This window comes from Pseudomonas sp. LH21 (assembly GCF_036549575.1).
GTDB lineage: Bacteria > Pseudomonadota > Gammaproteobacteria > Pseudomonadales > Pseudomonadaceae > Aquipseudomonas > Aquipseudomonas peradeniyensis.
On sequence record NZ_CP144367.1, the window covers coordinates 3,340,633 to 3,364,722 of the forward strand.

24 protein-coding genes and 1 pseudogene are annotated in these 24,090 nt (G+C 64.0%); 19 read left to right on the plus strand and 6 right to left on the minus strand.

Annotated features, from left to right (window positions below; all coding sequences use genetic code 11):
- Window positions 1-19: 19 nt before the first annotated feature.
- The 3 genes from VUG52_RS15185 (at window position 20) to VUG52_RS15195 (ending at window position 2,917) form a co-directional block, all read left to right on the plus strand.
- Entirely contained in the window at window positions 20-790 is a 771-nt protein-coding gene (locus VUG52_RS15185; protein ID WP_331831700.1) for a class I SAM-dependent methyltransferase, read from the plus strand.
- A gap of 338 nt (window positions 791-1,128) precedes the next feature.
- Window positions 1,129-1,842, plus strand: a complete 714-nt coding sequence (locus VUG52_RS15190; protein WP_050706225.1) for an MgtC/SapB family protein — start codon at window positions 1,129-1,131, stop codon at window positions 1,840-1,842.
- Window positions 1,843-1,861: 19 nt separating this feature from the next.
- Window positions 1,862-2,917, plus strand: coding sequence for an RHS repeat-associated core domain-containing protein (locus VUG52_RS15195; protein WP_156329643.1), 1,056 nt, complete (start codon window positions 1,862-1,864; stop codon window positions 2,915-2,917).
- A gap of 119 nt (window positions 2,918-3,036) precedes the next feature.
- Here VUG52_RS15195 and dksA read toward each other — a convergent pair whose 3' ends face one another.
- The 3 genes from dksA to VUG52_RS15210 form a co-directional block, all read right to left on the minus strand.
- A complete protein-coding gene (dksA, locus tag VUG52_RS15200; protein WP_050706226.1) occupies window positions 3,037-3,450 on the minus strand; it encodes an RNA polymerase-binding protein DksA in 414 nt (137 codons plus the stop codon).
- Window positions 3,451-3,671: 221 nt separating this feature from the next.
- Entirely contained in the window at window positions 3,672-5,009 is a 1,338-nt protein-coding gene (locus VUG52_RS15205; RefSeq protein ID WP_050706227.1) for a dihydroorotase, read from the minus strand.
- Window positions 5,010-5,011: 2 nt separating this feature from the next.
- Complete coding sequence (locus VUG52_RS15210; RefSeq protein WP_062362175.1) at window positions 5,012-5,572, minus strand: gamma carbonic anhydrase family protein; 561 nt, start codon at window positions 5,570-5,572, stop codon at window positions 5,012-5,014.
- Window positions 5,573-5,718: 146 nt separating this feature from the next.
- Between VUG52_RS15210 and VUG52_RS15215 the strand changes: the two genes are divergently transcribed.
- The 3 genes from VUG52_RS15215 (at window position 5,719) to VUG52_RS15225 (ending at window position 9,051) form a co-directional block, all read left to right on the plus strand.
- Window positions 5,719-6,228: a GNAT family N-acetyltransferase gene (locus VUG52_RS15215; protein WP_050706229.1), complete on the plus strand. Its 510-nt coding sequence runs from the start codon at window positions 5,719-5,721 to the stop codon at window positions 6,226-6,228.
- Window positions 6,229-6,292: 64 nt separating this feature from the next.
- Window positions 6,293-7,921, plus strand: coding sequence for an MFS transporter (locus VUG52_RS15220; RefSeq protein WP_331831702.1), 1,629 nt, complete (start codon window positions 6,293-6,295; stop codon window positions 7,919-7,921).
- Window positions 7,918-9,051, plus strand: coding sequence for an HlyD family secretion protein (locus VUG52_RS15225; RefSeq protein ID WP_050706231.1), 1,134 nt, complete (start codon window positions 7,918-7,920; stop codon window positions 9,049-9,051). The genes VUG52_RS15220 and VUG52_RS15225 overlap by 4 nt, the downstream gene beginning before the upstream one ends.
- 9 nt (window positions 9,052-9,060) lie before the next feature.
- Here the strand turns inward: VUG52_RS15225 and ppk2 are convergent, their stop codons facing one another.
- A complete protein-coding gene (ppk2, locus tag VUG52_RS15230; protein ID WP_050706232.1) occupies window positions 9,061-9,879 on the minus strand; it encodes a polyphosphate kinase 2 in 819 nt (272 codons plus the stop codon).
- 257 nt (window positions 9,880-10,136) lie between these two features.
- Here ppk2 and VUG52_RS15235 point away from each other — a divergent pair, with 257 nt between their 5' ends.
- The gene (locus tag VUG52_RS15235; protein ID WP_331831704.1) at window positions 10,137-10,769 is read left to right on the plus strand and encodes a hypothetical protein; all 633 of its coding nucleotides are present in this window, start codon (window positions 10,137-10,139) and stop codon (window positions 10,767-10,769) included.
- Window positions 10,770-10,797: 28 nt separating this feature from the next.
- Window positions 10,798-11,088: a hypothetical protein gene (locus VUG52_RS15240; protein WP_220689817.1), complete on the plus strand. Its 291-nt coding sequence runs from the start codon at window positions 10,798-10,800 to the stop codon at window positions 11,086-11,088.
- Window positions 11,089-11,805: 717 nt separating this feature from the next.
- On the opposite strand, the gene VUG52_RS15245 is transcribed toward VUG52_RS15240, so the two are convergent.
- Both VUG52_RS15245 and VUG52_RS15250 read right to left on the minus strand, forming a co-directional pair.
- Complete coding sequence (locus tag VUG52_RS15245) at window positions 11,806-12,213, minus strand: DUF1294 domain-containing protein (protein ID WP_050705503.1); 408 nt, start codon at window positions 12,211-12,213, stop codon at window positions 11,806-11,808.
- Window positions 12,214-12,223: 10 nt separating this feature from the next.
- Window positions 12,224-13,054 (minus strand): undecaprenyl-diphosphate phosphatase, encoded by an 831-nt coding sequence (locus VUG52_RS15250; protein WP_050705499.1) that lies wholly within the window; start codon window positions 13,052-13,054, stop codon window positions 12,224-12,226.
- A gap of 390 nt (window positions 13,055-13,444) precedes the next feature.
- Between VUG52_RS15250 and VUG52_RS27275 the strand changes: the two are divergent.
- From VUG52_RS27275 to VUG52_RS15300, 11 genes and pseudogenes are all read left to right on the plus strand, one after another.
- Window positions 13,445-14,116 (plus strand): annotated as a pseudogene (locus VUG52_RS27275) (cache domain-containing protein); the annotation flags it as partial.
- Window positions 14,117-14,254: 138 nt separating this feature from the next.
- Window positions 14,255-14,989 (plus strand): methyl-accepting chemotaxis protein, encoded by a 735-nt coding sequence (locus VUG52_RS27280; RefSeq protein WP_371263141.1) that lies wholly within the window; start codon window positions 14,255-14,257, stop codon window positions 14,987-14,989.
- Between the two features lie 98 nt (window positions 14,990-15,087).
- Entirely contained in the window at window positions 15,088-15,654 is a 567-nt protein-coding gene (gene pnuC / locus VUG52_RS15260) for a nicotinamide riboside transporter PnuC (RefSeq protein ID WP_262952171.1), read from the plus strand.
- Complete coding sequence (locus VUG52_RS15265; RefSeq protein ID WP_050705496.1) at window positions 15,651-16,202, plus strand: AAA family ATPase; 552 nt, start codon at window positions 15,651-15,653, stop codon at window positions 16,200-16,202. Before pnuC ends, VUG52_RS15265 begins: the two co-directional genes overlap by 4 nt.
- A gap of 298 nt (window positions 16,203-16,500) precedes the next feature.
- The gene (locus VUG52_RS15270) at window positions 16,501-16,944 is read left to right on the plus strand and encodes a hypothetical protein (protein ID WP_050705495.1); all 444 of its coding nucleotides are present in this window, start codon (window positions 16,501-16,503) and stop codon (window positions 16,942-16,944) included.
- A 1-nt stretch (window position 16,945) separates the two neighbouring features.
- Window positions 16,946-17,518: an adhesin gene (locus VUG52_RS15275; protein ID WP_084942182.1), complete on the plus strand. Its 573-nt coding sequence runs from the start codon at window positions 16,946-16,948 to the stop codon at window positions 17,516-17,518.
- Between the two features lie 52 nt (window positions 17,519-17,570).
- Entirely contained in the window at window positions 17,571-18,884 is a 1,314-nt protein-coding gene (locus tag VUG52_RS15280) for a hypothetical protein (RefSeq protein ID WP_050705493.1), read from the plus strand.
- Between the two features lie 63 nt (window positions 18,885-18,947).
- Window positions 18,948-19,628, plus strand: coding sequence for a C39 family peptidase (locus VUG52_RS15285; RefSeq protein ID WP_050705492.1), 681 nt, complete (start codon window positions 18,948-18,950; stop codon window positions 19,626-19,628).
- Window positions 19,629-19,661: 33 nt separating this feature from the next.
- Entirely contained in the window at window positions 19,662-20,399 is a 738-nt protein-coding gene (locus VUG52_RS15290; RefSeq protein ID WP_050705491.1) for a hypothetical protein, read from the plus strand.
- Window positions 20,400-20,445: 46 nt separating this feature from the next.
- Complete coding sequence (locus VUG52_RS15295; protein ID WP_050705490.1) at window positions 20,446-21,726, plus strand: hypothetical protein; 1,281 nt, start codon at window positions 20,446-20,448, stop codon at window positions 21,724-21,726.
- A gap of 129 nt (window positions 21,727-21,855) precedes the next feature.
- The gene (locus VUG52_RS15300) at window positions 21,856-24,051 is read left to right on the plus strand and encodes an LTA synthase family protein (protein WP_331831707.1); all 2,196 of its coding nucleotides are present in this window, start codon (window positions 21,856-21,858) and stop codon (window positions 24,049-24,051) included.
- The last annotated feature ends 39 nt before the right edge of the window (window positions 24,052-24,090 follow it).

Here is a 24,090-nt window from a genome sequence, read left to right on the forward strand (position 1 = left end):
TCATTCGGAGGGATTTTCCATGAAGGATGTGCACACCGCGGCCAGCACTGGCTACACCCGCCAGTCGAGCAACTATGAGCAGGGCCGGCCCGACTATCCCATCGCCTTGCAGGGCTGGCTGCGCGACACCCTGGGCATCGGCGCCGGCACCCCGGTGCTCGACCTGGGCGCTGGCACCGGCAAGTTCACCCGCCTGCTCGCTGCGCTGGCGCCACGCCTGACGGCGGTGGAACCGGTGGCCGCCATGCGCGAGCGATTCAGCGAGCGACTTCCCGAGGTTCCCGTGCTCGAAGGCACTGCCCAGCACATCCCGCTGGCCGACGCCAGTCAGCAAGTGGTGGTCTGCGCCCAGGCCTTCCACTGGTTCGCCGATGCCGCAGCCCTGCGCGAGATGCACCGGGTGCTGGCGCCGGGCGGCCGCCTTGGGCTGATCTGGAACGTGCGCGATGAAACCGTGGACTGGGTGGCACGGATCACCGAGATCATCACTCCCTACGAAGGCGACACCCCGCGCTTTCACACCGGTCGCTGGCGCGACGCCTTCGAGGGAAGCCGCTTCGGCGCGCCGCAACTGAGCACCCTGCCCCACGTCCATGAAGGCAGCCCGCAGACGGTGATCCTCGAACGCCTGCGCTCGGTGAGCTTCATCGCCGCTCTGCCCCAGGCCGAGCAGGACAGGGTCATGGCCCGGTTGCAAGACCTGATCGACAACCACCCGGCGCTCAAGGGCCGCGAGCGTGTCGTCTTCCCGTACCGGACCCAGGCCTACGTCTGCCAGCGCCTGGCGTAACGCAATTGTCATGATTCATGCCTTGACCCTGTGCGGGTCAAGGCGTATGGTCCGCCGCGCATTCAAGCATCCCCCACACAGGAGTCCCCTGCATTGGACAGTAGCCCCAGTCGATTGCGACAGGCCCACACGGCGAGCTAGTCCGGCAGCGTTCCTGCCACTGTCTCGCCGCACACGGTAGACGGTGGTTCCCTTCGGCCCTGCGGGGTTGAACATTCCTCCTTCCTTTCCTGCCCTGCCACCTGGCATGGCGCGTGGTCCTGCGCATTCCTCGCTTTCATTCGCGCCGCCTGCGGTCGGTGCTCGTGCGGGCCATCGCCCGCGGAACGGAGTTCGCTATGGATTGGAAAATCTTTCTGCTGCGCGTCAGCGTGGCCCTGCTGCTCGGCGCCCTGATCGGTGCCGAGCGTCAACTGCGCCAGCGCCTGACGGGCCTGCGCACCAACGCCCTGGTCAGCACCGGCGCCTGCCTGTTCGTGCTGATGACCCAGGCCGTGCCGGGCATGGCGCCCACCGATGCCTCGCGCATCGCCGCCTATGTCGTGTCGGGTATCGGCTTTCTCGGCGGTGGCGTGATCATGCGCGACGGTTTCAACGTACGCGGCCTGAACACCGCCGCCACCCTCTGGTGCACCGCCGCGGTCGGCGTGCTGTGCAGCCTCGGCTTGCTGCTGGAGGCCTCCCTGGGCAGCCTGGTGGTGCTGTGCGCCAACATCCTGCTGCGCGACCTCGCCCAGCGCCTGGACCGCCAGGACGTGGTGCCGGCCAGCGAGGTCGAGCAGCGCTACGAGGTACGCATCGTCTGCCGCGCCGAGGACGAGATCCAGGTACGCAGCCTGATGCTGCACAGCCTCAGCGATCCGGGCCTGCGCCTGCAATCGCTGCACAGCGAGGACCTGGCCGACCCCGCACGCCTGGAAGTGCGCGCCGAGCTGCTCGGCACGCCGCAGGCGCCGACCCAGCTGGAGCGCCTGGTCGGCCGGGTGAGCCTGGAAAAAGGCGTCAGCTCGGTGCGCTGGCAGTTGCAGACACAGGGCCTGAGCGCCGATTAGTGTTCCAAGCCAGCAGGAAGTGGCTGCCTACCAAACCGCTGTAAAAGTTCGCAAAAAACTGCCCGCTCATCGTGACACCCCACTTACCGTTCATGCGGCTCCTGGCATTTCTGCTAGTTACACAGGAGCCCATTTTCAACGAAAATGGTGCAAGCACTTAAAATTTGCCATATTTAATGGTGCCGCCAGCATGAAATCATATTCTTCAGCAAGCATCAGAAAGACCCGGCAAGATACCCGCTGTGCGCTTCTCGCAATCGACACACAAAGCTCTATCTTACAGATTGCCGCTGAACGCCCAGTATGCACATATACGCCCTATGGCCTCTGTAAATCAGGGTCCGGTCCGGTTGCTGTGCTCGCCTATACAGGCGCACTCATTGATCCTGTCACGGAGCACTACACGTTCGGCAACGGCCGCCGTATCTACAGCCCGACGTTAATGCGCTTCATCAATGCAGACCCGATGAGCCCATTCAACATAGGAGGACTGAATAGTTACGCTTACTGCCTTGCCGACCCAATAAACCATATCGATCCATCAGGATATTTCTCCATACGTTCCGCCATACGAAAATTTTTCAATTGGATAACTGGCAAATCCCAAGCCACTAAAAACCCCGGCCCTCTTGCCGATTTAAAACCTGATGATTATGAAGCTGAGGTGGCACAGACTAGCAGCTACCTTGATAAACGAACAAACAGCGGAGATCGGATGCTCACTATTGCCACGGGAGAGGCCGCCGTGAGAGCAACCAAAAATTCAAGTTGGGAGCACAAGTTTGCGTATACAATGTCTGGCGAATTAGTAATCGGCAGTTATGACCAATCCTACATTTTTCCAACACATGCAAGCATTGCTGCTGTGGCAGCAGAACGCCTTGGCACGAACACACAGGTAATGGCTGCCGGATATATATGGAGAAACGGCACATCCATATCCCTCTCAAACTGGTCAGGCCACTACAAACCGAAACTAAAAAGATTAGATCCTGTTAAAAGCCACCTGGAAAATATGGGCTACACTGTTCAAACCATCAGATATAACTCACCGGACAACCCTTATAATCATTAAGTTTTTAGGGGAAATGCCTGCGCGACGATCATGCTGCGTTGAAAACACGCTCGGTATGCTCAATTGACGCCACGTCAAACTTGCTTCCTTGCCTGATCGTCGCTCGCCGACTTTACGTATCAGTCCAAGGCACCATCACGCACGTGCCGCTCGCGCAGCTCCTGGCGCTGCTTGGCCTCGACGCACAGGGTGGCGGTGGGCCGCAGCAGCAGGCGGCGCAGGCCGATCGGCTCGCCGGTTTCCTCGCACCAGCCGTAATCGCCCCGGGCCAGGCGCTCCAACGCCTGGTCGATCTTGTCCAGCAGCTTCTTTTCCCGCTCCAGCGAGCGCAGTTGCCAGTGGCGTTCCTCCTCGGCGCTGCCGATGTCGGCGGGGTCGCTGTGCACTTCCTGTTCGCGCAGGGCGCGGAACTCCTGCTCGATGCGCGTCTGCAGCTCGCCGCGCTGGGTCAGCAGCAGGTTGCGGAAGAACTGGCGCTGAGGCTCGTTCATGTAGGCGCTGGTGGGTTGTAGCAACAGTTGCTCTTCAGTCATGGATGTAACTCCGGAATGCTAGGGGCGCGAGACCACCCTCATGGAACAAAACGTAACTTGCTGACTTGAACAGCGTGGGAGCGGGCTTGCCCCGCGATGCGGTGTATGGCACCGGCTTTGCCGGTGATCGCGGGGCTAGCCCGCTCCCACGTTGGTGATGTGTGCCTCTTCTATTCCGTGCGCGACGGAGCATCCCGAAGGGTTGGGCGATCTGGGGGGATTCAGCGATCGAACATCAAGGGCAAGCCCTGGCATTGATCGCGTACCCGGCCCTGGTGCCAGGCCAGTTGTCCGGACACCACCGTGCTGCGCACCACATGGTGGAAGGCGCGCTGCTGGAACGGCGTCCAGCCGCAATGCGCCAGGACCGGGTCGTCCGCCACCGCCCGTGGGCTGGCCAGGCGCTCGACGATGGCGAAGTCCGCCCAATACCCCTCGCGCAGGAAACCGCGCTCGCGGATGTCGAACAGTTCGGCCACCGCGTGGCTGGTCTTGTTCACCACCTGGGCCATGCTCAACACCCCTTCGCTGACCAGCTCCAGCGCCGCCGGCAAGGCATGCTGCACCAGCGGCAGGCCGGACGGCGCGCGGGTATACACCCGACGCTTCTCCTCCAGGGTGTGCGGCGCATGGTCGGTGCCGATCACATCGATGCGGTCGCGGGCCAGGGCCTTGCGCAAAGCGTCACGGTCGGTGCCGGTCTTGATCGCCGGGTTGCACTTGATCAAGTGGCCGAGGCTGGCGTAGTCGCTGTCGTCGAACAGCAGATGGTGCAGGCACACCTCGGCGGTGATGTGCTTGCCGCTCACCGGGCCCGGCGTGAACAGCGCCAGCTCCCGCACCGTGGTCAGGTGCAGCACGTGCAGGCGCGTGCCGAAACGCCGGGCCAGTTCCACGGCCAGGCTCGAGGACCGGTAGCAGGCATCGGCGTCGCGGATCAGCGGGTGCGCCGCCGGGGGAATGAACTCACCGTGGCGGGCCCGCCACCAGCCCTCGTTCTCGAGGATGCTCGGGGTGTGCTCGCAGTGGGCCAGGACGATGGTCGGCGCATAGACAAAGAGCTTTTCCAGCACCTGCGGGTCGTCCACCAGCATGTCGCCGGTGGAGGCGCCCATGAACACCTTGATCCCGGCCACTTCGCGCGGGTCGAGGGCGGCGATGGTGTCGAGGTTGTCGCGGCTCACGCCGAAGTGGAAGCCATAGTTGGCCCGCGAACTCGCCGCCGCCCGCCGCTTCTTGTCGGCCAGCGCCTCCAGGGTCAGGGTTGGCGGGTTGGTGTTGGGCATGTCCATGTAGCTGGTGATGCCCCCGGCCACCGCCGCCCGCGACTCGCTGGCGATGCTGCCCTTGTGCGGCGCTCCCGGCTCGCGGAAATGCACCTGGTCGTCGATCATCCCCGGCAGCAGCCAGGCGCCCCGGGCATCGATCTCCAGCGCCGCACGGGCATTGTCGAGGCTGCCGGCAATCCGCTCGATGCGCCCGTGGCGCACCAGCAGGTCGCCTTCGAACTCGCGCCCTTCATTGACCAGCCGTGCGTTACGCACGAGCAATGAGTCCATGTTCAGAACTCGTTCTGCAGGGCCTTATAGCCCTGGACCAGGTCGATGTTGGTGCGCGCCACGTCCTCGGAGAACTCCGAAGCCGACACGCTGACCGGCGGGTAGCGCTCCAGGTCGGTGTGCGGGCCGATGTGCTCGGTGGGCGGCACATAGAAGCGCGGCGGCAGGTCGCGGCCGTCGACCACCGAGTTGTGGCGCACCACGCTGCCGTCGCCGACCTTGCAGTTGAACAGCACGCTGTTGAAGCCGATGAACACCCGGTCACCGACCTCGCACGGGCCATGGACGATGGAGCGGTGGGCGATCGAGCTGTACTGGCCGATGCGCACCGCGGCGCCTGACTTGGAGTGGATCACCACGCCATCCTGGATATTGGAGTTGGCGCCGATGACGATCGGCTGCATGTCGCCGCTGCCATCCACCTCGTCGGCGCGGATCACCGCATAGGGGCCGACGAATACGTTGTCGTGGATGATCACCTTGCCGCAGATGATGGCGGTGTGGTCGATATAGGCCGATTCGGCGATTTGCGGGAGATGGCCGGAGGGGTTTCTGCGGATCACGGTAAGGGCCCTGCAAGGAAGGAAGAGCGCAAATGTTACGTTATAACAATAGTAATGCAACACCTCCATGCGCCGATCTGGCAAACTCCACCTTCCTGCGCGATAACGCGTGGCCGCACCACCGCATCTACAGGTTCTGATCCACCATGCGCATCCGCCCCACCCTCGTCAGCGACATCCCCCTGCTCCCCGCCTTGGAACGCTCCGCAGCCCAGGCTTTCCGGCAGTTGCCGCACCTGGCCTGGCTGGCCGACAGCGAGGTGATGGGCGAAGCCGAGCACCTGGCGTTCGTCACCGAGGGCGGCAGCTGGGTTGCCGTGGATGACCGGGACCAGCCGCTGGGTTTTCTCTGCGCCAGCACCACAGGCGACGCCTTGCACATCCACGAGTTGTCGGTCCGCCAGGAAGCCCAGGGCCAGGGCCTGGGGCGTGGACTCCTGGACCAGGCGCGGGCGGCCGCGCGCCTGGGTGGTTTGCCCTGGCTGACCCTGACCACCTTCGACGATGTCCCCTGGAATGCCCCGTTCTACGCCCGCTATGGCTTCGAGCGCATCCCGGCGCCGCAGCTCGATGCACGGCTGCAGGGCATTCTCGCCGGCGAACTGGCCCATGGCCTGGGCAACCGCTGCGCCATGCGCCTGTCGCTCGGCGTTTGAGCGAGGTTTTCATCCAGCCGGCCATTGACGTAGAGTCGAATCACCCGCGGTAACGGACAACCCGATGGACAAGTACGCCCCCCGCCAGTGGCTCCCCCACGAGAAGCCCAGCCTGCCCGGCTCTCCCTCGACGCCGTTGCATGCCCCGGCCAAGCGCCTGGCCTACGGCCTGGTCGGCCTGCTGGTGGCCATTACCGGCGGTCTGGGCAACGCCTTGGTGGTTGCCAACCTGCCATTCCTGCAGGGCGCGCTGGGTGCCACCAGCGCCGAAATGGCCTGGCTGCCGGCGGCCTTCGTGATGACCAACGTGTCGATGAACCTGCTGCTGGTGAAGTTCCGCCAGGAATTCGGGCTGCGCGCCTTCACCGAGGTGTTCCTGGTGCTCTATGCCCTGGTCACCCTCGCCCACCTGTTCGTCAACGACCTCAACTCGGCCATCGCCGTGCGCGCCGCCCATGGCATGGTCGGCGCTGCGCTGAGTTCGCTGGGCCTGTACTACATGATTCAGGCCTTCCCCGCGCAGTGGCGGCTCAAGGCGATGGTCCTGGGCCTTGGCGCCTCGCAGCTGGCGGTGCCGCTGGCCCGGGTGTTCTCCGAGGACCTGCTGCAGATTGCCGAATGGCGCGGGCTGTACCTGTTCGAGCTGGGCCTGGCCCTGGCCGCGCTGGGCTGCGTACTGCTGCTCAAACTGCCCCCCGGTGATCGCTTCAAGACCTTCGAACCCCTGGATTTCCTCACCTTCACCCTGATGGCCAGCGGCACCGCCCTGCTCTGCGCGGCGCTGTCGCTGGGGCGCATCGACTGGTGGCTGGATGCGCCGTGGATCGGCGTCGCCCTGGCCGCCTCCATCGCCCTGATCCTCTCGGGCCTGGCCATCGAGCACAACCGCAGCAACCCGCTGCTGATGACCCGCTGGCTGGGCAGCGGCGCGATCATCCGCCTGGCCCTGTGCGTGATCCTGATCCGCATGGTGATCTCCGAGCAGTCCACCGGCGCCGTGGGTTTTCTCCAGGCGCTGAACATGGGTAACGAGCAGATGCGCGCGCTGTACGCGGTGATGCTGCTGGGCGCGGTCACGGGGCTGACCACCAGCGCCCTGACCATCAACCCCCAGCACCTGGTGCTGCCGCTGTTCATCTCCCTGGCCGCCATGGCCACCGGCGCCTTCATGGACAGCACCTCGAGCAACCTGACCCGGCCGGCGCAGATGTACCTCAGCCAGTTCCTGCTGGCCTTCGGCAGCACCTTCTTCGTCGGCCCGTCGATGGCGCTGGGCATCAGCCATGTGCGCGCCAACCCGCGCAACCTGGTGAGCTTTTCAGTGCTGTTCGGTATCTGCAACAACCTCGGCGGGCTGATCGGCTCGGCGTTGCTGGGCACCTTCCAGACCGTGCGCGAAAAATTCCATTCCAGCCAGCTGATGGACCGCCTGAGCGCCCTGGAACCCTTGGTCAGCGCCCGCGTGCAGGGCGGTGGCGCCGGTTACGCCGGGGTGTTCGCCGACCCGGCGCTGCGCAACGAGGCCGGCATGCGCCTGCTGGCCAACGCCGCGACCCGCGAGGCCAACGTGCTGGCCTACAACGATGTGTTCATGCTGATCGGCGCCATCGCTATCCTGACCATGATCTGGATCTTCATCCGCAGCCTGTACCTGCGATACAACCACTCCACCAGCGGTGCTTCGAGCCGATGACCCAAGAGACGCCAACGACCACCACCACCGCCATCGCCGAAACCCCGGAAGGCGCGCAACCACCCAGCGAACCGACCAGCCCGGCGCGCAGCCGGCGGGTGCGCCTGCTCTCGTCGCTGAGCTTCGCCGCCGTGGCCCTGGCCGGCATCCTGCTGGTGCTGTACGCCTGGCGCCTGCCGCCGTTCAGCAGCGCCATCGAGAGCACCGAGAACGCCCTGGTGCGCGGCCAGGTGACGATCATCGGGCCACAGCTGGGCGGCTACATCGTCGAGGTGCCGGTGCACGATTTCCAGTTCGTCAAACAGGGCGACCTGCTGGTGCGCCTGGACGATCGCATCTACACCCAGCGCCTGGCCCAGTCCATCGCCCAGCTCAAACAGCAGGAGGCGGCGCTGGCCAACAACCTGCAGCAGCGCAACAGCGCCGAGGCCGGCATCGCCCAGCGCCAGGCCGCGATCAGCGACGCCGCCGCCCAGGCCGACAAGGCCAAGGCCGACCTGCAACGCAACCAGGCGCTGGTCAGCGACGGCTCGGTGTCACGCCGCGAACTGGACCTGAGCCGCGCCAGCCATGCCGCCGCCGTCGCCAGCCTGGCCCAGGCCCGCGCCGCGCTGGAAATCGCCCGCCAGGACCGCGAGACGGTGATCGTCAATCGCGCCGCGCTGCAAGCCTCGGTGGAGAATGCCAGGGCCGCCGTGGAGCTGGCCCGCATCGACCTGGACAACACCCGGGTCAAGGCGCCGCGCGACGGCCAGCTGGGGCAGATCGGCACCCGCCTGGGCGCCTACGTCAACCCTGGCGCGCAGTTGATGGCGCTGGTGCCGGACACCCTGTGGGTGATCGCCAACCTGAAGGAAACGCAGATGGCCAACGTGCGCATCGGCCAACCCGCCACCTTCACCGTCGATGCGCTCAACCACCTGAAGCTGCGCGGCCATGTGCAGCAGATCTCACCGGCCACCGGTTCCGAATTCGCGCTGTTGCAGGCCGACAACGCCACCGGCAACTTCGTCAAGATCGCCCAGCGCATCCCGGTGCGGATCACCGTCGATGGCGACCAACCCGAGGCCAGGCAACTGCGGCCGGGGATGTCGGTGGTGGTGAGCATCGATACCCGCGAGACGCAGTGACTGGCGGCATCAGAACCGCTCCGCCACCATCTTGAACGGATACGGCTGCGCCTTGTACTTGCCGATCTTGCCGCGCTTGGGCAGCTCCACCTTGTGCGCCTTGCCGAGGTCCTTGTACGGGATCTGCTGCAACAGGTGGCTGATGATGTTCAGCCGCGCCTTGCGCTTGTCCTCCGAGCGCGCCATGTACCACGGTGCCCAGGAAGAGTCGGAGGCGGCGAACATGTCATCGCGGGCGCGGGTGTAGTCGTCCCAGCGGGTGTAGGACTTGACGTCCATCGGCGACAGCTTCCACAGCTTGCGCCCGTCGCTGATGCGGTCCTGCAGGCGGCGGGTCTGCTCCTCGGCACTGACTTCGAGCCAGTACTTGATGAGGATGATCCCCGACTCGACCATCATCCGCTCGAACATCGGCACCACAGTGAGGAACTTGTGGGCCTGCTCGTCGCTGCAAAAGCCCATCACCCGCTCCACCCCTGCGCGGTTGTACCAACTGCGGTCGAAGATCACCACCTCGCCCGCCGCCGGCAGGTGGATCAGGTAACGCTGGGCGTACATCTGGGTCTTTTCGCGCTCGGTGGGCGCCGGCAACGCCACCACGCGAAACACCCGCGGGCTCACGCGCTCGGTGATGGCCTTGATGGTGCCGCCCTTGCCGGCGCCATCGCGCCCCTCGAAGACGATGCACACCTTCAGGCCCTGCTCCACCACCCACTGCTGCAGCTTGACCAGCTCGACGTGCAGCCGCCGCAGTTCCGTCTCATAGGTCTTGCGCCCGAGTTTCTCCGTGGCGTCTCCCTTGCGTTTCTTGCCCTCGCCCTTGGCCATCGGTGGCTCCTCTGTGTTCGTTGCAGGTCTGTCCGTTGCCGGCTGCCCGACGGCACCGGGGCGGCCCTGAGGAGTATGGATGAGCACCGGCGTTTTGCCGGGCGTGGCGCCGCGCGGGCTTTGCCAAGCAGTGCACAACCTCGGGGATATGTCGTCTTGCCACGATTGCGGGGGCTCTGGCCCGCGGGTTCTAATCCCGCACCAGCCGGCCCGGCCGGCGCGCAACCCTGCAATTGGCAACTCAAGGAAGCCTTACGATGGACAGGAAGATCATACCGCTGGCCCTGCTGGCGACCCTGGTCGGCTGCTCGGACGGCCAACAGCCCCGCGAAGCCGACCTGCGCCAGGCCGCCCAGGCCTATCTCGACACCCAGTTCCCGCACTGTTTCGTGATCAGCGCTTTTCCCACCCGCACCCGGGACTTCGATGTGGAGGGCACCAACAAGGCCTTGCACGCCCTGGCTCGGGTCGGCGTGGTCAGCGAGCGGGAAGTCGCCCGCACCGAAGTGCCGGAGCGCCTCTGGCAGCCGGCGCGCACCGATATCTACTACGCCTACGACCTCACCGACGAAGGCCGGCGTTACTACAAGGCCGACGCCCGGCCCAAGGCGAACGGCGCGAGTACCGGCGGGCTGTGCTTCGGCAAGGCCCGGGTCACCGCCATCAAGGGGTTCAGCGCGCCTGTCGAGCACAATGGGCGGCGGCAGTCCGAGGTGACCTACAGCTATCAGGTCACCGAGCTGCCGGGGTGGGCCGGCGATGCGGCGGTCCAGGCAGATATCGCCGGGCTTGGGCAGGTGGCGGCCAGCTCGGCCAAACCGCTGGAGGAAACCCGGCCCATGGTGCTCACGGCTCAGGGCTGGGTGCACGAGCAGCTGCTGGCCAACTGAACGGGGTGTGTTAATCCTGGAAAAATCCGTGGCCTCCATTCTTGCCTCGATCCGGCTGCCAGGCGGTCGGCTTTCAGGTCAATTGATGGAGGTTTCCCCGGTGAAGAAATCCTTAGCGTCTGTGCTTGCACTTTTAGTAATGATCTCGGCGGGTTCGGCTTTTGCGGAAGGTGGTGCTGATCGTCTCAAGGAGCGTAGTGATCAGTGGGCGCTGCAGCGGCAGCAGGCTGAGCAGGTTGCCAAGGGGGGCGTGCCTTTGTCAGGTCAGTCGCGGGTTGGGCAGCAGGGGATTGGGAGTGACGATAAGCCTTCCAGTTGATTTGGTTCGGGTTCGGGTTCGGGTTCGGGTTCGGGTTCGGGTTCGGGTTCGGGTTCGGGTTCGGGGATGATTGTTTTGGTTTTTTTATGCGCATTCATTGGCGATGGTGACGCATAGTCACCTTTTCGCCTTCAAACGGCGACCTACTTTTGCTCTTCTTGGGCAAAAGTAGGCAAAAACCGCTGGCTCCATTCATACGGCCCCTGCGCTTCGCTCCGGGGTTCCCTCGCTCCGTTCGGCCTCCTGAAGTCGCAATTGGTGTTGCCTGGACTACCGCGCGTTTAGAAGCAAGAGCAAGGGCAAGAAATGCGAAGTTAGTTGTTTGACCATTAGTTATGTATTGACTGTTCCGGACCTTTCGCGGGACAAGCCCGCCCCTACAGAGATCTATATAACGACGACTATTGCGTGGGAGCGGGCTTGCCCCGCGATACGATCGAGAGATCAATTAAGTTCCAACTAGCGACAGCTGCGCCAGTCCAGGCGCCGCCCGTAACTTCGCGACTTCAGGAGGTCGGAGTGAGGGAACCCGGAGCGTAGGGCCGGATGAATGGAGCGCAACGGCTTTGGTTACTTTGGCCGCGGACGGCGAGTTAAGACCAAAGTAACCCACCGTAAGGGCCGAAAGGTGAATAAGCGTCGACATCGCAAATGAATGCGCCTACAACTTACTAAACCACCCAACAACAACAACAACAACAACAACAACAACAACCCTCAGATCACAAACCCCCAACGCCCCGCCAAGAACAGATAATCAACCCAAAACACCTGATGCACAAAAACAATCCCCCAGAACACCACCTGGTAGGCAACCTTGCGCGTCTTGTGCCGAAACACCTGCTGCGCCAGCAACGCCCCCGGCCATCCCCCCAGCAGCTCGCTGGCATGCAGCACCTTCTCCGGCGTGCGCCAAGCCTGGCTCCGCGCCTGCTGCTTGTCCTGCCAGTACAACATCAGGCTGACCAGGCTCACTAGCGGATACATCGCCAGCGGCAGCCAGGTCCCATCACCCAGCCCCATTCTCAGGCCACCCACCACGGGCAACAGGCAAAGCAACACCAGTACCAGCCATTTCAGGCGTGCATGGCGCACGCCCTCTTCGCCCCGAGACGCATGCCGCATACGGGCCATGTCAACCGTGCGCCGTCGACCAGTCGACCCAACCGAACTCCCAGGTCGCCAGGATCAGCAGGCCAAAGGCAATCCGGTACCAGGCAAACACCGCATAGCTGTGATTGGCAATGAACTTGAGCAACCCACGCACGGCGATCATCGCGAAGATGAACGACACCACGAAACCGAGGGCGAACACCGGCAGGTCGCCCGGCTGGAACAGCTCACGGTACTTGTACCCCGAATACACCGCCGCGCCGACCATGGTCGGCATGGCCAGGAAGAACGAGAACTCGGTGGCCGCCTTGCGCGACAGGCCGAACAGCAGGCCGCCAATAATGGTCGAACCCGATCGCGAAGTCCCCGGAATCATCGCCAGGCACTGGACGAAACCGATCTTCAGCGCATGGCTCCAGCGCATGTCATCGACATGATCGACTTCCACCCGATGCTGGCGACGCTCGGCCCACAGCATGATCACCCCGCCCACCACCAGTGCGGCGGCCACGGTAATGGGGTTGAACAGATACTCGTGGATCAGGTCGGCGAACAGCACGCCCAGGATCACCGCCGGGAAGAAGGCGATCAGCAGGTTGGCGGTAAAGCGTCGCGCCGGTACCTGCGTGGGCAGGCCCAGCACGACGTCGAAGATCTTGCGTCGAAACTCCCACACCACCGCCAGTATTGCGCCCAGCTGGATGATGATGTTGAACGCCATGGCGCGTTCGCCGCCGAAGTTGATCAGGTCGGCGACGATGATCTGGTGCCCGGTGCTCGAAATGGGCAGGAACTCCGTCAGCCCCTCGACCACGCCCAAGATGATTGCCTGCAAGGCACTCCAAAAATCCATCTTTCCCCCAAGTGCGACGCTGCGCGTGGCAGGCCGCTTGTTTTGATTGACTCAATGATGCCGCACGCGGCGCGTGCTTTTTACAGCGACAGTGGCCCCCAAGGCCAGCTGAAAAGCCCAGCAGCCTAAAGGTTTCATCTGGCGCGGCCGAAATCCTAGCAGAGCCTGTGTTTCAAGGCTTGCGTTACCTGCTACACAGGATGTCAAGAAAGACTCATTAGCCGTTGGTCGAGTGGGGACCGGCGGCAAAGCATGCTTGGATGCCCTGGATAAAAAGAACAAAGACTGGAGTAACGCATCATGAAGACCCTGAGGTCGATGTCGATCAGCCGCCGCCTGTGGCTGATCCTGCTGGTCGCCGTGGCCATGCTGCTGGTGCTGGGCCTGCTGATGCTGCGCCAGCTCCACGGCGACCTGTACCAGGCCAAGGCCGAAAAGACCCGCCACGTGGTGCAGACCGCCGCCGGCATCCTGACGTATTACCAGGGCCTGGAGGCCGCCGGCACGCTCACCCGCGAGGCCGCGCAACAGCAAGCCCTGCAAGTGGTGCGCGGGCTGCGCTACGACCAGAACGACTATTTCTGGATCAATGACCTGCAACCAAAGATGGTCATGCACCCGGCCAACCCCAAGCTCGATGGCCAGGACCTCTCGGCCATCCGCGACCCGGATGGCTTTGCCGTGTTCAACGAGATGGTCGCCCTGGCCCGCAGCCAGGGCGCGGGGCCGGTCGACTATCGCTGGCCCAAGCCCGGCGCCAGCGAACCGGTGGAGAAAACCTCCTACATCCAGCTGTTCAAACCCTGGGGCTGGATCATCGGCTCGGGCGTTTACGTCGACGACGTGCAGGCCGAGTTCGCCCGCCAACTGCGCGACGCCTCGCTGGTCGGCCTGGGCATTGCCATGCTGATGGCCCTGCTGGTGATGCTGATCGCCCGCAGCATCGCCCGCCCGCTGCAAGAGGCGGTACAAGCCATGGGCACCATCGCCAGTGGCGAAAGCGACCTGACCCGGCGCCTGGATACCCATGGCCGCGATGAAATCACCCTTCTGGGCGAATACTTCAACCGTTTCAACGGCAAGCTGCAGGGCGTGGTCGGCCAGTTGCAGGGCGCTGCCCATCACCTGGCCGAGTCGGCCGGCCATGTCGGCGACAACGCGGGTGCAGCCCAGGCCCGCAGTACCCAGCAATCGCTGCAGATGGACCAGGTGGCCACCGCGATCAACGAGGTTTCCTACGCCGTGCACGATGTGGCCAAGCACGCCGAGCAGGCCTCCAGCGAGATGCGCAACGCTCAGACCCAGGTCGGCCATGGCCAGCAGGCGATCCACGGCAGCCTGCAGCAGATCGACCGGCTCTCGGCGACCATCGAGCAGGCGGTGCAGGTGATCCGTGAGCTGGCCAGCCACAGCACCAAGATCGGCGGTGTGCTCGAGGTGATCCGCTCGATCGCCGAGCAGACCAACCTGCTCGCCCTCAACGCCGCCATCGAGGCCGCCCGCGCCGGCGAGCAGGGCCGTGGTTTCGCCGTGGTCGCCGATGAAGTGCGCCTGCTGGCCCAGCGCACCGCCCAGTCGACCGCCGAGATCCAGACCATGATCGAACACCTGCAGGGCCAGTCCGAGGCCGCGGTACGGGCCATCGACACCAGCAGCGAAGCCTCGCGCCAGACCGTCGAGCAGGCCCGCGAGGCCGGCAGCAGCCTGGATGCCATCAGCCAGGCACTGGGCAACCTGGGCGCGCTCAACGCCTCGATCGCCAGTGCCACCCTGCAGCAGTCCCATGTGGTCGAGGAGATCAACCGCAACGTCACCGAAACCGCCGACCTGTCGCAACAGACCGCCGAGGCCGCGCGTCAGTCCAGCGACGCCGGGGCGGCCCTGGCGCGGCTGAGCGAGGAGCTGGAGCAACTGCTGCGCCAGTTCAGGGTCTAGCGCCGGAAAGCTGCGGGCCGATCCGATTCCGCCCGCAGCTTGAAGCGTGCCGCTCGAAGCGGTTAGCATCCCGCCCTTTCCCCGCCCAAGGATCGCCGATGTCCGGCCTCGAACTCTTCGCCGCCGCGCTCGGCGTCATCGCCGTCTGGCTCACCGTCAAGCAGAACCCCTGGTGCTGGCCGATCGGCCTGGTGATGGTGGTGCTGTACAGCTGGATCTTCTACGAGGTGAAGCTGTACTCGGACATGCTCCTGCAACTGGTCTACGCGGTGCTGCAACTGTACGGCTGGTGGCAGTGGACCCGACCTGACCGTACCGAGGACGCCCGCCAGATCACCCGCCTGGCCCCTGCGCCGATGCTCAAGGGCCTGGCGGCCGGCCTGCTGGCCAGCTTGCTGCTGGGCGCGGGCATGGCGCACTGGACCGACGCCGCCCAGCCCTGGCTGGATGCCGCCCTCACCGGCTTCAGCCTGGTGGCGCAGCTGTGGATGGCACAGAAGCGCCTGCAGTGCTGGGCGTTGTGGGTAGTGGTGGACGTGATCTTCGTCGGCCTGTTCCTGTACAAGGGCCTGTACCTCACCGCCGCGCTCTACGCCCTGTTCACCCTGATCGCCGTGCGCGGCTGGCTGGAGTGGCGCCGCGATCCGGCGCTGGCGGCGGCATGAAGGTCCTGGTGCTGTGCGGCCCGGAGTCCAGCGGCAAGAGCTGGCTGAGCGGCGAGATCCAGGCGCATTTCGGCGGCGTGCTGGTCGGTGAATATGTCCGCCACTTCATGGAATGCGAACAGCGCGATACCTGCTACGCCGACATTCCCACCATCGCCCGTGGCCAACTGGACTGGGAAGATCATGGCCGAACGCAGGCGCCGGAGCTGCTGATCCTCGATACCCACCTGCTCAGCAACATCCTCTGGAGCCGCGCACTGTTCAACGACTGCCCTGCCTGGATCGAAGAAGCGCTGAAGGCGCGCCATTACGACCTGCACCTGCTGCTGCGTCCCGAGGGCGTCGAATGGGTCGGTGACGGACAACGCTGCCAGCCCCGGCTGGAGGAACGCCAGGCGTTCTTCGACGACAGCCTGGCCTGGTTGCAGCGTCATCGACAGAATCTGCAGATCATCGACGGTGACTGGCCACAACGCAGCGCCAAGGTACTGAAGGCGGTGCAACGCTTGCTTGACGGAAAAGCCCCGATTTTCCCCACTGAATGTTAAATCACTGATACACACCGACTGGCCATAGCCCCCGGATTTGCGCGTAATCCCGCAGTTTCGGGGGCAATGTCACAGCGGTGATACACCTGCGCCGACCTCCCCTCGAAGCCCGGTATTGCAGGGTTTGACCCTCAACTCACCGGGGGCCTGTCTCAGCACTGATACAACAATTCTCTGACGCAACAGTGCTTCCCACCCAAGATCCTGATTCTCAAGCAATAACAAAAACCGGCACAGCTTCTGCTCTCCTTCTGGCAACGCGGCCCCAGGCCCAGACGCCGAAGAAGGAATTGCCATCGTGGGGAAACCAGAAAAAGGCAAGATCTGTCACCTCCTGCTGCTTGGTTGCGCTTTGGGATCCAGCTTCAGCCTGCCCGCCCAGGCAGACAACGGCATCGTCGTGATCACCCGCGAAGTGCAGACCCGCAGCGCTATACGCGCTCCGGTAATGCCCGACCCCAACCCGGTCACCGTCAACACCAATCCCTCCGCGCACATCCTCAAGCAGACCAGCGAGCTGAGCGATGGCGACTTCGCCGGCATCACCAGCGGCGCCGGGATCAACTCGCTGATCACCCAGCAGACCAACACCATCGGCGCCAACATCGGCAACCAGACCCAGTTGCCCAACATCGCCGGCGGACGTGGTTCGGGCTCGGGCGGCAACGGCATCGCCAACATGGTCAACTCCAACGTCCAGCAAGGCCTGGGCGCGTTGAAAGTGCTCGGCGGAGGCCAATGACATGAGGCATTCGCTGCTGATCCTGGCCACGCTGTGCAGTGCTTCGGCCTTCGCCCAATCCCCCGTGATCAACAACGCCACCATCGACAGCTCCGGCGCGCAATACCAAGGCAACCTTGGCGTCAACCAGGCGGCCGGCGACCAACAGCAACAGGTCAACGCCCGGGCCATCGCCATCGGCCACGACGCCAACGCCAGCACGCAGATCCGCCAGCGCCTGCGCACCCAGGTCGATCCTTCGATGGACGCGCAGTCCAGCATCCAGGGCACGGCCTTCAGTCACGGCAACGGCATCCTCGGTGTCAACCAGAGTGCCGGCGCCAGCAACCAGCAAGCCAACGCACTGCGCATCAGCGTCAGTGCCCAACCGCAAAGCATCGACGACAGCGTCCTTCTGCAACAGAACGTGGCGCTGGTCAACAGCTCGGATCCAACTGCCCAGACACCCGGCCACCGCCAGGTCAGCACCAGCGACCAGGCATTTACCGGTAGCCGTGGCGTGGTGCAGTTGAATCAGAGTGCCGGGGTGGGAAACCGAACGGCCAACACCCTGAGCATCCGGGTCGCAGATTGACCCAATCAGGTAACAACAACACTTAACCTAAAATAAAGTACGGAGAACCACCATGAAACCCTCGATGGCACTCAAGCCTCTGGTTTTCGCAATTGCTGCGATCATGGCTGTGGCTGTACAAGCTGGGCAGAATGATCCGCGTGGCCATGGACACAACAATGGCCACGGCCACAACAACGGTCATCACACCCCTCCTCCTACCAAGATCCCGGTGTATGCAACCGCCAATGCCTGGGACAAGCAAAGCAGCACCAATAACCGCATCCGCAACGAAGGCACCGTCAACGAAGCCGAGATGAGCAGCTCGGCCTCCGGCACCAGCGGCAACGTCGGTGTCAACGTGGCAGCCGGCGCCGGCAACCAGCAGGACAACGCCGCCGCCATCGCCAATGCCGGCGCCGACTCGAGCCTGGACAACACCTTCGTGTTCGGCTCGGCATCGGCCACCGCCGACGTGCGCCAGTACAGCAACAACAACAAGGTCACCAACTACGGCACCACCAATTCCGGCATCATGAGCGGCTCGGGCAACAACGGCAGCGGCAACATGGGCATCAACATTGCCGGTGGCGACCTGAACCAACAGAAAAACACCATGGCCATTGCCAACTCCAATGCGCCGCTGGGTAACGCCACGGCCACCGCCTCCGCCGACCAGAATGGTCCTGGCCTGGTGGTGAACAACAACGGTGACCGCGAGTACCGCGTCGACACCATCACCCTGACCACCAGCACCAGCGGCAGCGCCTCGTACAACAGGGACTCCAGCTACAGCAAGGACCGCAGCTCCTCGTCGAGCTGGGAAGCAGCCGGCGCCAAGAGCTGGAACGCCAGTGGCTCGAAGAGCTCCGACGCCAGCGGTTCGCGTAGCCACGAGTCGGCCTCCTCGGCAAGTGGTTCTCTGACCGCCTCGCTGGATGCCGCCGCAAACGGCAGCGTGACCCACTCCACCGACTACGGCCGCCACGAGCGCAGCCGCACCGACTCGTTCGATGCGTCGCTGACCGCCTCGCTCGACGCCTCGTATGACAAATCGCGCGAGAAGTCTTCCAGCTCCTCGTTCGAGAAGTCCTACGACTCTTCGTTCGAGAAAGCCTACGACTCTTCGTATGAAAAATCGGGCAGCAAAGCCTCCGAGTCCTCGAAGTCCGGTTCGAGCAGCTTCGAGGAATCCAGCTCGTTCGACCTGAGCAACACCGTGTCGTTCCAGGTGCTGACTCCTACCGGCTGGGCTAACGCTGTGACCAACACCGCCACCCTGAGTGGCTCGGTGAATGGCGGCAGCGGCAACCTCGGCGTCAACGTGGCAGCCGGTGTGGGCAACCAACAGAGCAACTCGCTGGCCATCTCCAACACCTCGTTCTGACAGCTGTGACCTTGAGGCCCCCTTCGGGGGGCCTTTTCCTCAACAGGATCGGGGGGCAGGACCATGCGTATGATCGCCTTGGCGTTTTTGCTGTGCATGGCCAGTTACAGCGAAGCGGCGCAGATGCCGCTTTCGGTTTTGCCGGGGGGCGCGGTGATCTACAAGCCCATCCAGAGCATCCGCGAACGCAAGTTCGCCGACCTGGTGCAACAGAAGACCGATTTCAGTTGCGGCGCCGCGGCGCTGGCAACCATCCTGCGCCAGGCCTACTGGCTGGACGTGGACGAACACACGATCATCGAGGGCATGCTGGCCCACGCCGACCAGGAACTGGTCAAGGTCCAGGGTTTCTCGATGCTCGACATGAAACGCTACGTGGAAAGCCTCGGCATGCGTGCCCGCGGCTACCGGGTCGCCGCTGACACCTTGACCAGCGTGCGCATCCCCGTGGTGGTGCTGATGGACATCCGTGGCTACAAGCACTTCGTGGTCCTGCAACGGGTCGACAAGGGCTGGGTCTACATCGGTGACCCGGTACTCGGCCACAAACGCTACAAGGTCGAAGACTTCCTCAAGGGCTGGAACGGCATCATCTTCGCCGTGATCGGCCAGGGCTACGACAAGACCAATGCCTTGCTCGACCCGCCCCTGCCGTTGAGCGCAAAAGATCGCATCAATAACTTCACTCCGGTCAAGGATGCCGAACTGATGGACTTCGGCTTCATCCGCAGCGACTTCTTCTAACGATAATCGAGCGCGACGCGTCGGGAGCATCCCATGAAGACTCCAGCCTGGCTCACCCTGATCTGCCTGGCCACCGCCCTGCCCATCCAGGCAGAGACGTTCAAACCCATTGAACTGAAGGATCAGGAGTTGGCCAATCTGCGCGGACGCTATGTACTGCCGGGGCGCATCATCAGCTTCGGCGTGGTCATGAGCAGCACCTGGCAGAACGCCAATGGCGATGTCATCGGCGCCAAGACCTCGATGCAGGTGCAGCAGTCGACCATCAAGCCACAGTTCTATGTGTCCATGATCGACGAGAAAGGCAGCGGTTCGTCCAGCGCCAGGGGCACCGGCAGCGTCACCGGTGGCGGCGGCCTGGACACCACCGTCGGCGTCACCCAGGTGGTGCGCGCGGCCGGTGACAACAACCTGGCCAACAACAACGTCGACATCAACGTTACCAAGGCCAACCAGGCCCCTGAGGCGCCGCAGCAAGGCCAGGTGCTGGCTGCGGGCTCGACATTGGTCGGCAGCAACGCCGCAGGGTCCCTGAGCGTCTCCGCGAGCGGTACCGGCGTGCAAATGAACGTCGTGGCGAGCAACAACCAGGGCAGTACCCTGCAGCAGATCGCCCAGGGCGGGCTGATGCAGAACGCCACCCTGCTCGGCAGCGGCAACCAGGTAAGCAACCTGACCTCGCTCAACGTCGTGCTGCGCGACAACGTACCCGCCGCCGCGCTGAACGGCAATCTTGACCAGCTCAAAGGTCTTCGCGCCCTCGGATACTGATCTACGCTCAGTCTCATCGTATGTAGTCAGAAGGGACGGCTAACCCATGCAACGATCGTTGACGTTCAGAGCTGTAGTCTGCTTGAGTACATTGGCCCCTGCGACAATGCTGTATGCGGCTCCGGACCCTCAGGTCGAGGCACTGAAGCAGGAATTGCGCGAACTGAAACAACGCTACGAAGCCCAGCAGAATGCCCTGATGGTGCTTGAGCAGCGCGTGCGCCAGGTCGAGGAAACCCCGGCAGCCCCACCGCCCAAGCGCCTGACCAAGTCCCCCTCGACACCGGCCAAAGGCGCGCAGACCGTGGCATCCGGCGCCCCGGGCAGCACTGGCAGCTCCTACGGCCAGTCGCTCAAGGACGATTCGGAGCCCGCGCAAAGCGTTTCCAACCTGTATGACGAGGCCAGCGGCTTCTTCGGCGGCGGCAAGTTCAGCGTCGAGACCGGCATCACCTACACGCACTACGATACCCGCGCCCTGACGCTCAACGGCTTCCTCGCCCTCGACTCGATCTTCCTCGGCAACATCAACCTCGACCGGATCAAGGCGGACAACTGGACCCTGGACCTGACCGCCCGCTACAACATGGATCAACGCTGGCAGTTCGATATAAACGTACCCATCGTTTATCGCGAATCGACCTATTCCTCCGGTGGCGCCGGTGGTGCCGGACCGGTCACCTCCGATGCGTCGGTCACCCGCGATCCGACCATCGGCGACGTCAACGTCGGCGTGGCCTACAAGTTCCTCGACGAATCGGAGAACTGGCCCGACGCGGTGCTCACCCTGCGGGTCAAGGCGCCTACCGGCAAGGACCCCTATGGCATCAAGCTGGTCGAGGACCCGACCAACAACAACCTGTCGGTGCCCGAGAGCCTGCCGACCGGCAACGGTGTCTGGGCGATCACGCCGGGCATCTCGCTGGTCAAGACCTTCGACCCCGCCGTGCTGTTCGCCAGCCTGTCCTACACCTACAACATGCAGGATTCGTTCAGCGACATCAGCCCCCAGGTCAACAGCAAGGTCAAGGGTGATGTGAAACTGGGCGACTCCTGGCAGATCGGCGGCGGTATCGCCTTTGCCCTCAACGAACGCATGAGCATGTCGTTCTCGGTCACCGACCAGTTCGCCAGCAAGAGCAAGATCAAGCCGGACGGCGGCGACTGGCAGTCGATCACCAACAGCGACTACAACGCCGCCAACTTCAACATCGGCCTGACCTTCGCCGCCACCGACAACCTGACCATCGTCCCCAACCTGTCCATCGGCCTTACCGAGGACTCGCCGGACTTCTCGTTCAGCCTGAAATTCCCGTACTACTTCTGACCCTCCAGCCGGGCCCGATCCAGGGCCCGGGATTTGGTTACCGGTTTTGTAGCGACCGACTTTCCTGGCATCGGCCTGCTATCATCGCGCACAGTTTTGTGACGATTTAATGGCAATAAGGAAAGTTTCGTGAACAACCTGCTCGGTCACCCTCGCGCCCGCCTTGCCACGCTGGCAATCCTGGTGCTGGTGATTCCGCTGACCGCGCGCGCCCTGCTGGGCTGGTCCAACCCCTTCGGCTACCTATCGGACCTCGCCATCGGCAGCCTGCTGTTGCTGCTCGCCCATCGTCGCTCCTGGTGGCTGGCCTTGCCGCTGCTGTTGGCCTGGGGTGGCCTGTGGGTGGCATCCGCCGAGCTGGTCAGTGCCGTCGGCCGATTGCCCACGGTCGACGACCTGGCCTATCTGGTCGACCCGCAGTTCATGGAGAACTCCACCGCCGGCGCCCTCGCCCATGCCTGGCTGCCCGCCCTGCTGGTCGCAGGCCTTGGCATATGGCTGACGAGCGTATGGCGGTCGCCTGCCGGCGCACCCTTGCCACGGCGTCTCTGGGCCGTGCCCGTGGCGCTGTTCGGCCTGCACTGGGGCGGCCAGCAACTGGCGCCCTCGGACGCCGACCAGTGGCGACAGTACGGCCTCACCCACCAGGCGCTGTCGGCAGCAGTGGGCAAGTTACAGCATCAGGCCCTGCGTGGCATGGGCCATGTGCCGGCGGTCACGGCGCTGTCCAGCGCCGGCCTGACCCAATCCGACCTCAATGGCGCCAAGCTGCTCGACGCCCCAGGCAAAGCGCGCAACCTGCTGATCATCACCGTCGAGGGCATCCCCGGTGCCTACCTGCGCCCCAACCGCGAAGCACTGGGCAGCCGCTTCGAGCAGGACCTGATGCCGCGGCTCAGCCAGTGGGCCGAGCGCGGCATGAACACCCCTGACTATGTGTTGCACACCCACCAGACCATTCGCGGTCTCTACGCGATGCTCTGCGGCGACTACGACAAGCTGGCCAACGGCACGCCCAAGGGCGTCGAGCTGCTGACCCAGCAGCAACGCAACCAGGCGTGCCTGCCGGCCCAGTTGCGCGAAGCCGGTTTCGCCACCCATTACCTGCAGGGCGCCGGGCTGCGCTTCATGGCCAAGGACCGGATCATGCCGCACATCGGCTTCGACGCGGTGCACGGCCTGGAGTGGTTCGCCAACGACAACTACCTGGAATTCCCCTGGGGCAAGGATGACCGCGCTTTCTTCGAAGGTGCGCTCGACTACGTCGGCGAGCTGCGCAAGCGCCCCCAGCCGTGGATGCTCACCCTGCTCACGGTCGGCACCCACCAGCCCTATTCGGCGCCCGACGCCTATCTGCAACGCTTCGACACGCCCAAGCAGGCCGCGGTTGCCTACCTTGATGATGCCCTGGGCGGCTTCCTCGACAACCTCGAGAAACAGGGCGTGCTGGAGGACACCCTGGTGATCGTCACTTCGGACGAATCCCATGGCATCGACGGCGTGCGCCTGGCCTCGGCCTGGGGCTTCAACCTCACACTGGCGCCGGAGCAGGCCCATCTGCCCAGGCTCAAGCAGGGCACCTACGGCCACATCGACCTGAGCACCTCCCTGCTCGACTACTTCGCCCTGCCGATCCCGGCGGCCCTGGGCGGACGCTCGCTGTACCGCGATTACGACAGCGGCCGCGAGATGATCTCCTACACCAATGGCATGCTGCGCTACCACGACGGCCAGGGCACCCTCAGCGAATGCGACTTCCAGCAACGCTGCCGACGCTATGCCAGCAGTGGGTTCATTGCCGAGCAGGCCAAATTCCTCGGTCGTGGCGACGACAGCCTCGGTCCGCAGCTCAATCTGCTGGCCGCCAGCCTCGACCAGTCGCTGCTGCAGACCCCGCTCAACCTGCGCTACCAGTTCGGTGGCCCCTCACCCATCGCCCTGGCGGAACGCATCAAGGATGACTGGGCGGACAACCTGATCGGCGCGCAGTACCTGGAAATGCCCGAAGGGTCGCGCACCCGTGTGCGTCTGAAGGTGCGGGCGCTGGATCCCCGGCATGCGGCGTACATCCGCCTCAAGGCCAAGGAGCTGGAGCAGGACGTACAGCTCGGGTTGCCCGAAGAGATGCGGGTGACGGCCGACGAGCCGTTGGAAATGGAGTTCGACTTCGACAACCCCACCGTGCGCAAGGCATTTTCCTTCCATCTGCTGGGGTATGGCGGCGGCGAGGTGGAAGTGAGCGATTTCAGCGTGATTACCGCGCTGCCGGATGAGCCGGAGACGGTGGAGGAACTGGCGGATGGGCATCTTGCGCAGTCGAGTTGAAGTTTGGTTGTAACGGTCATCCCTTCAAGAGTTTTGCAT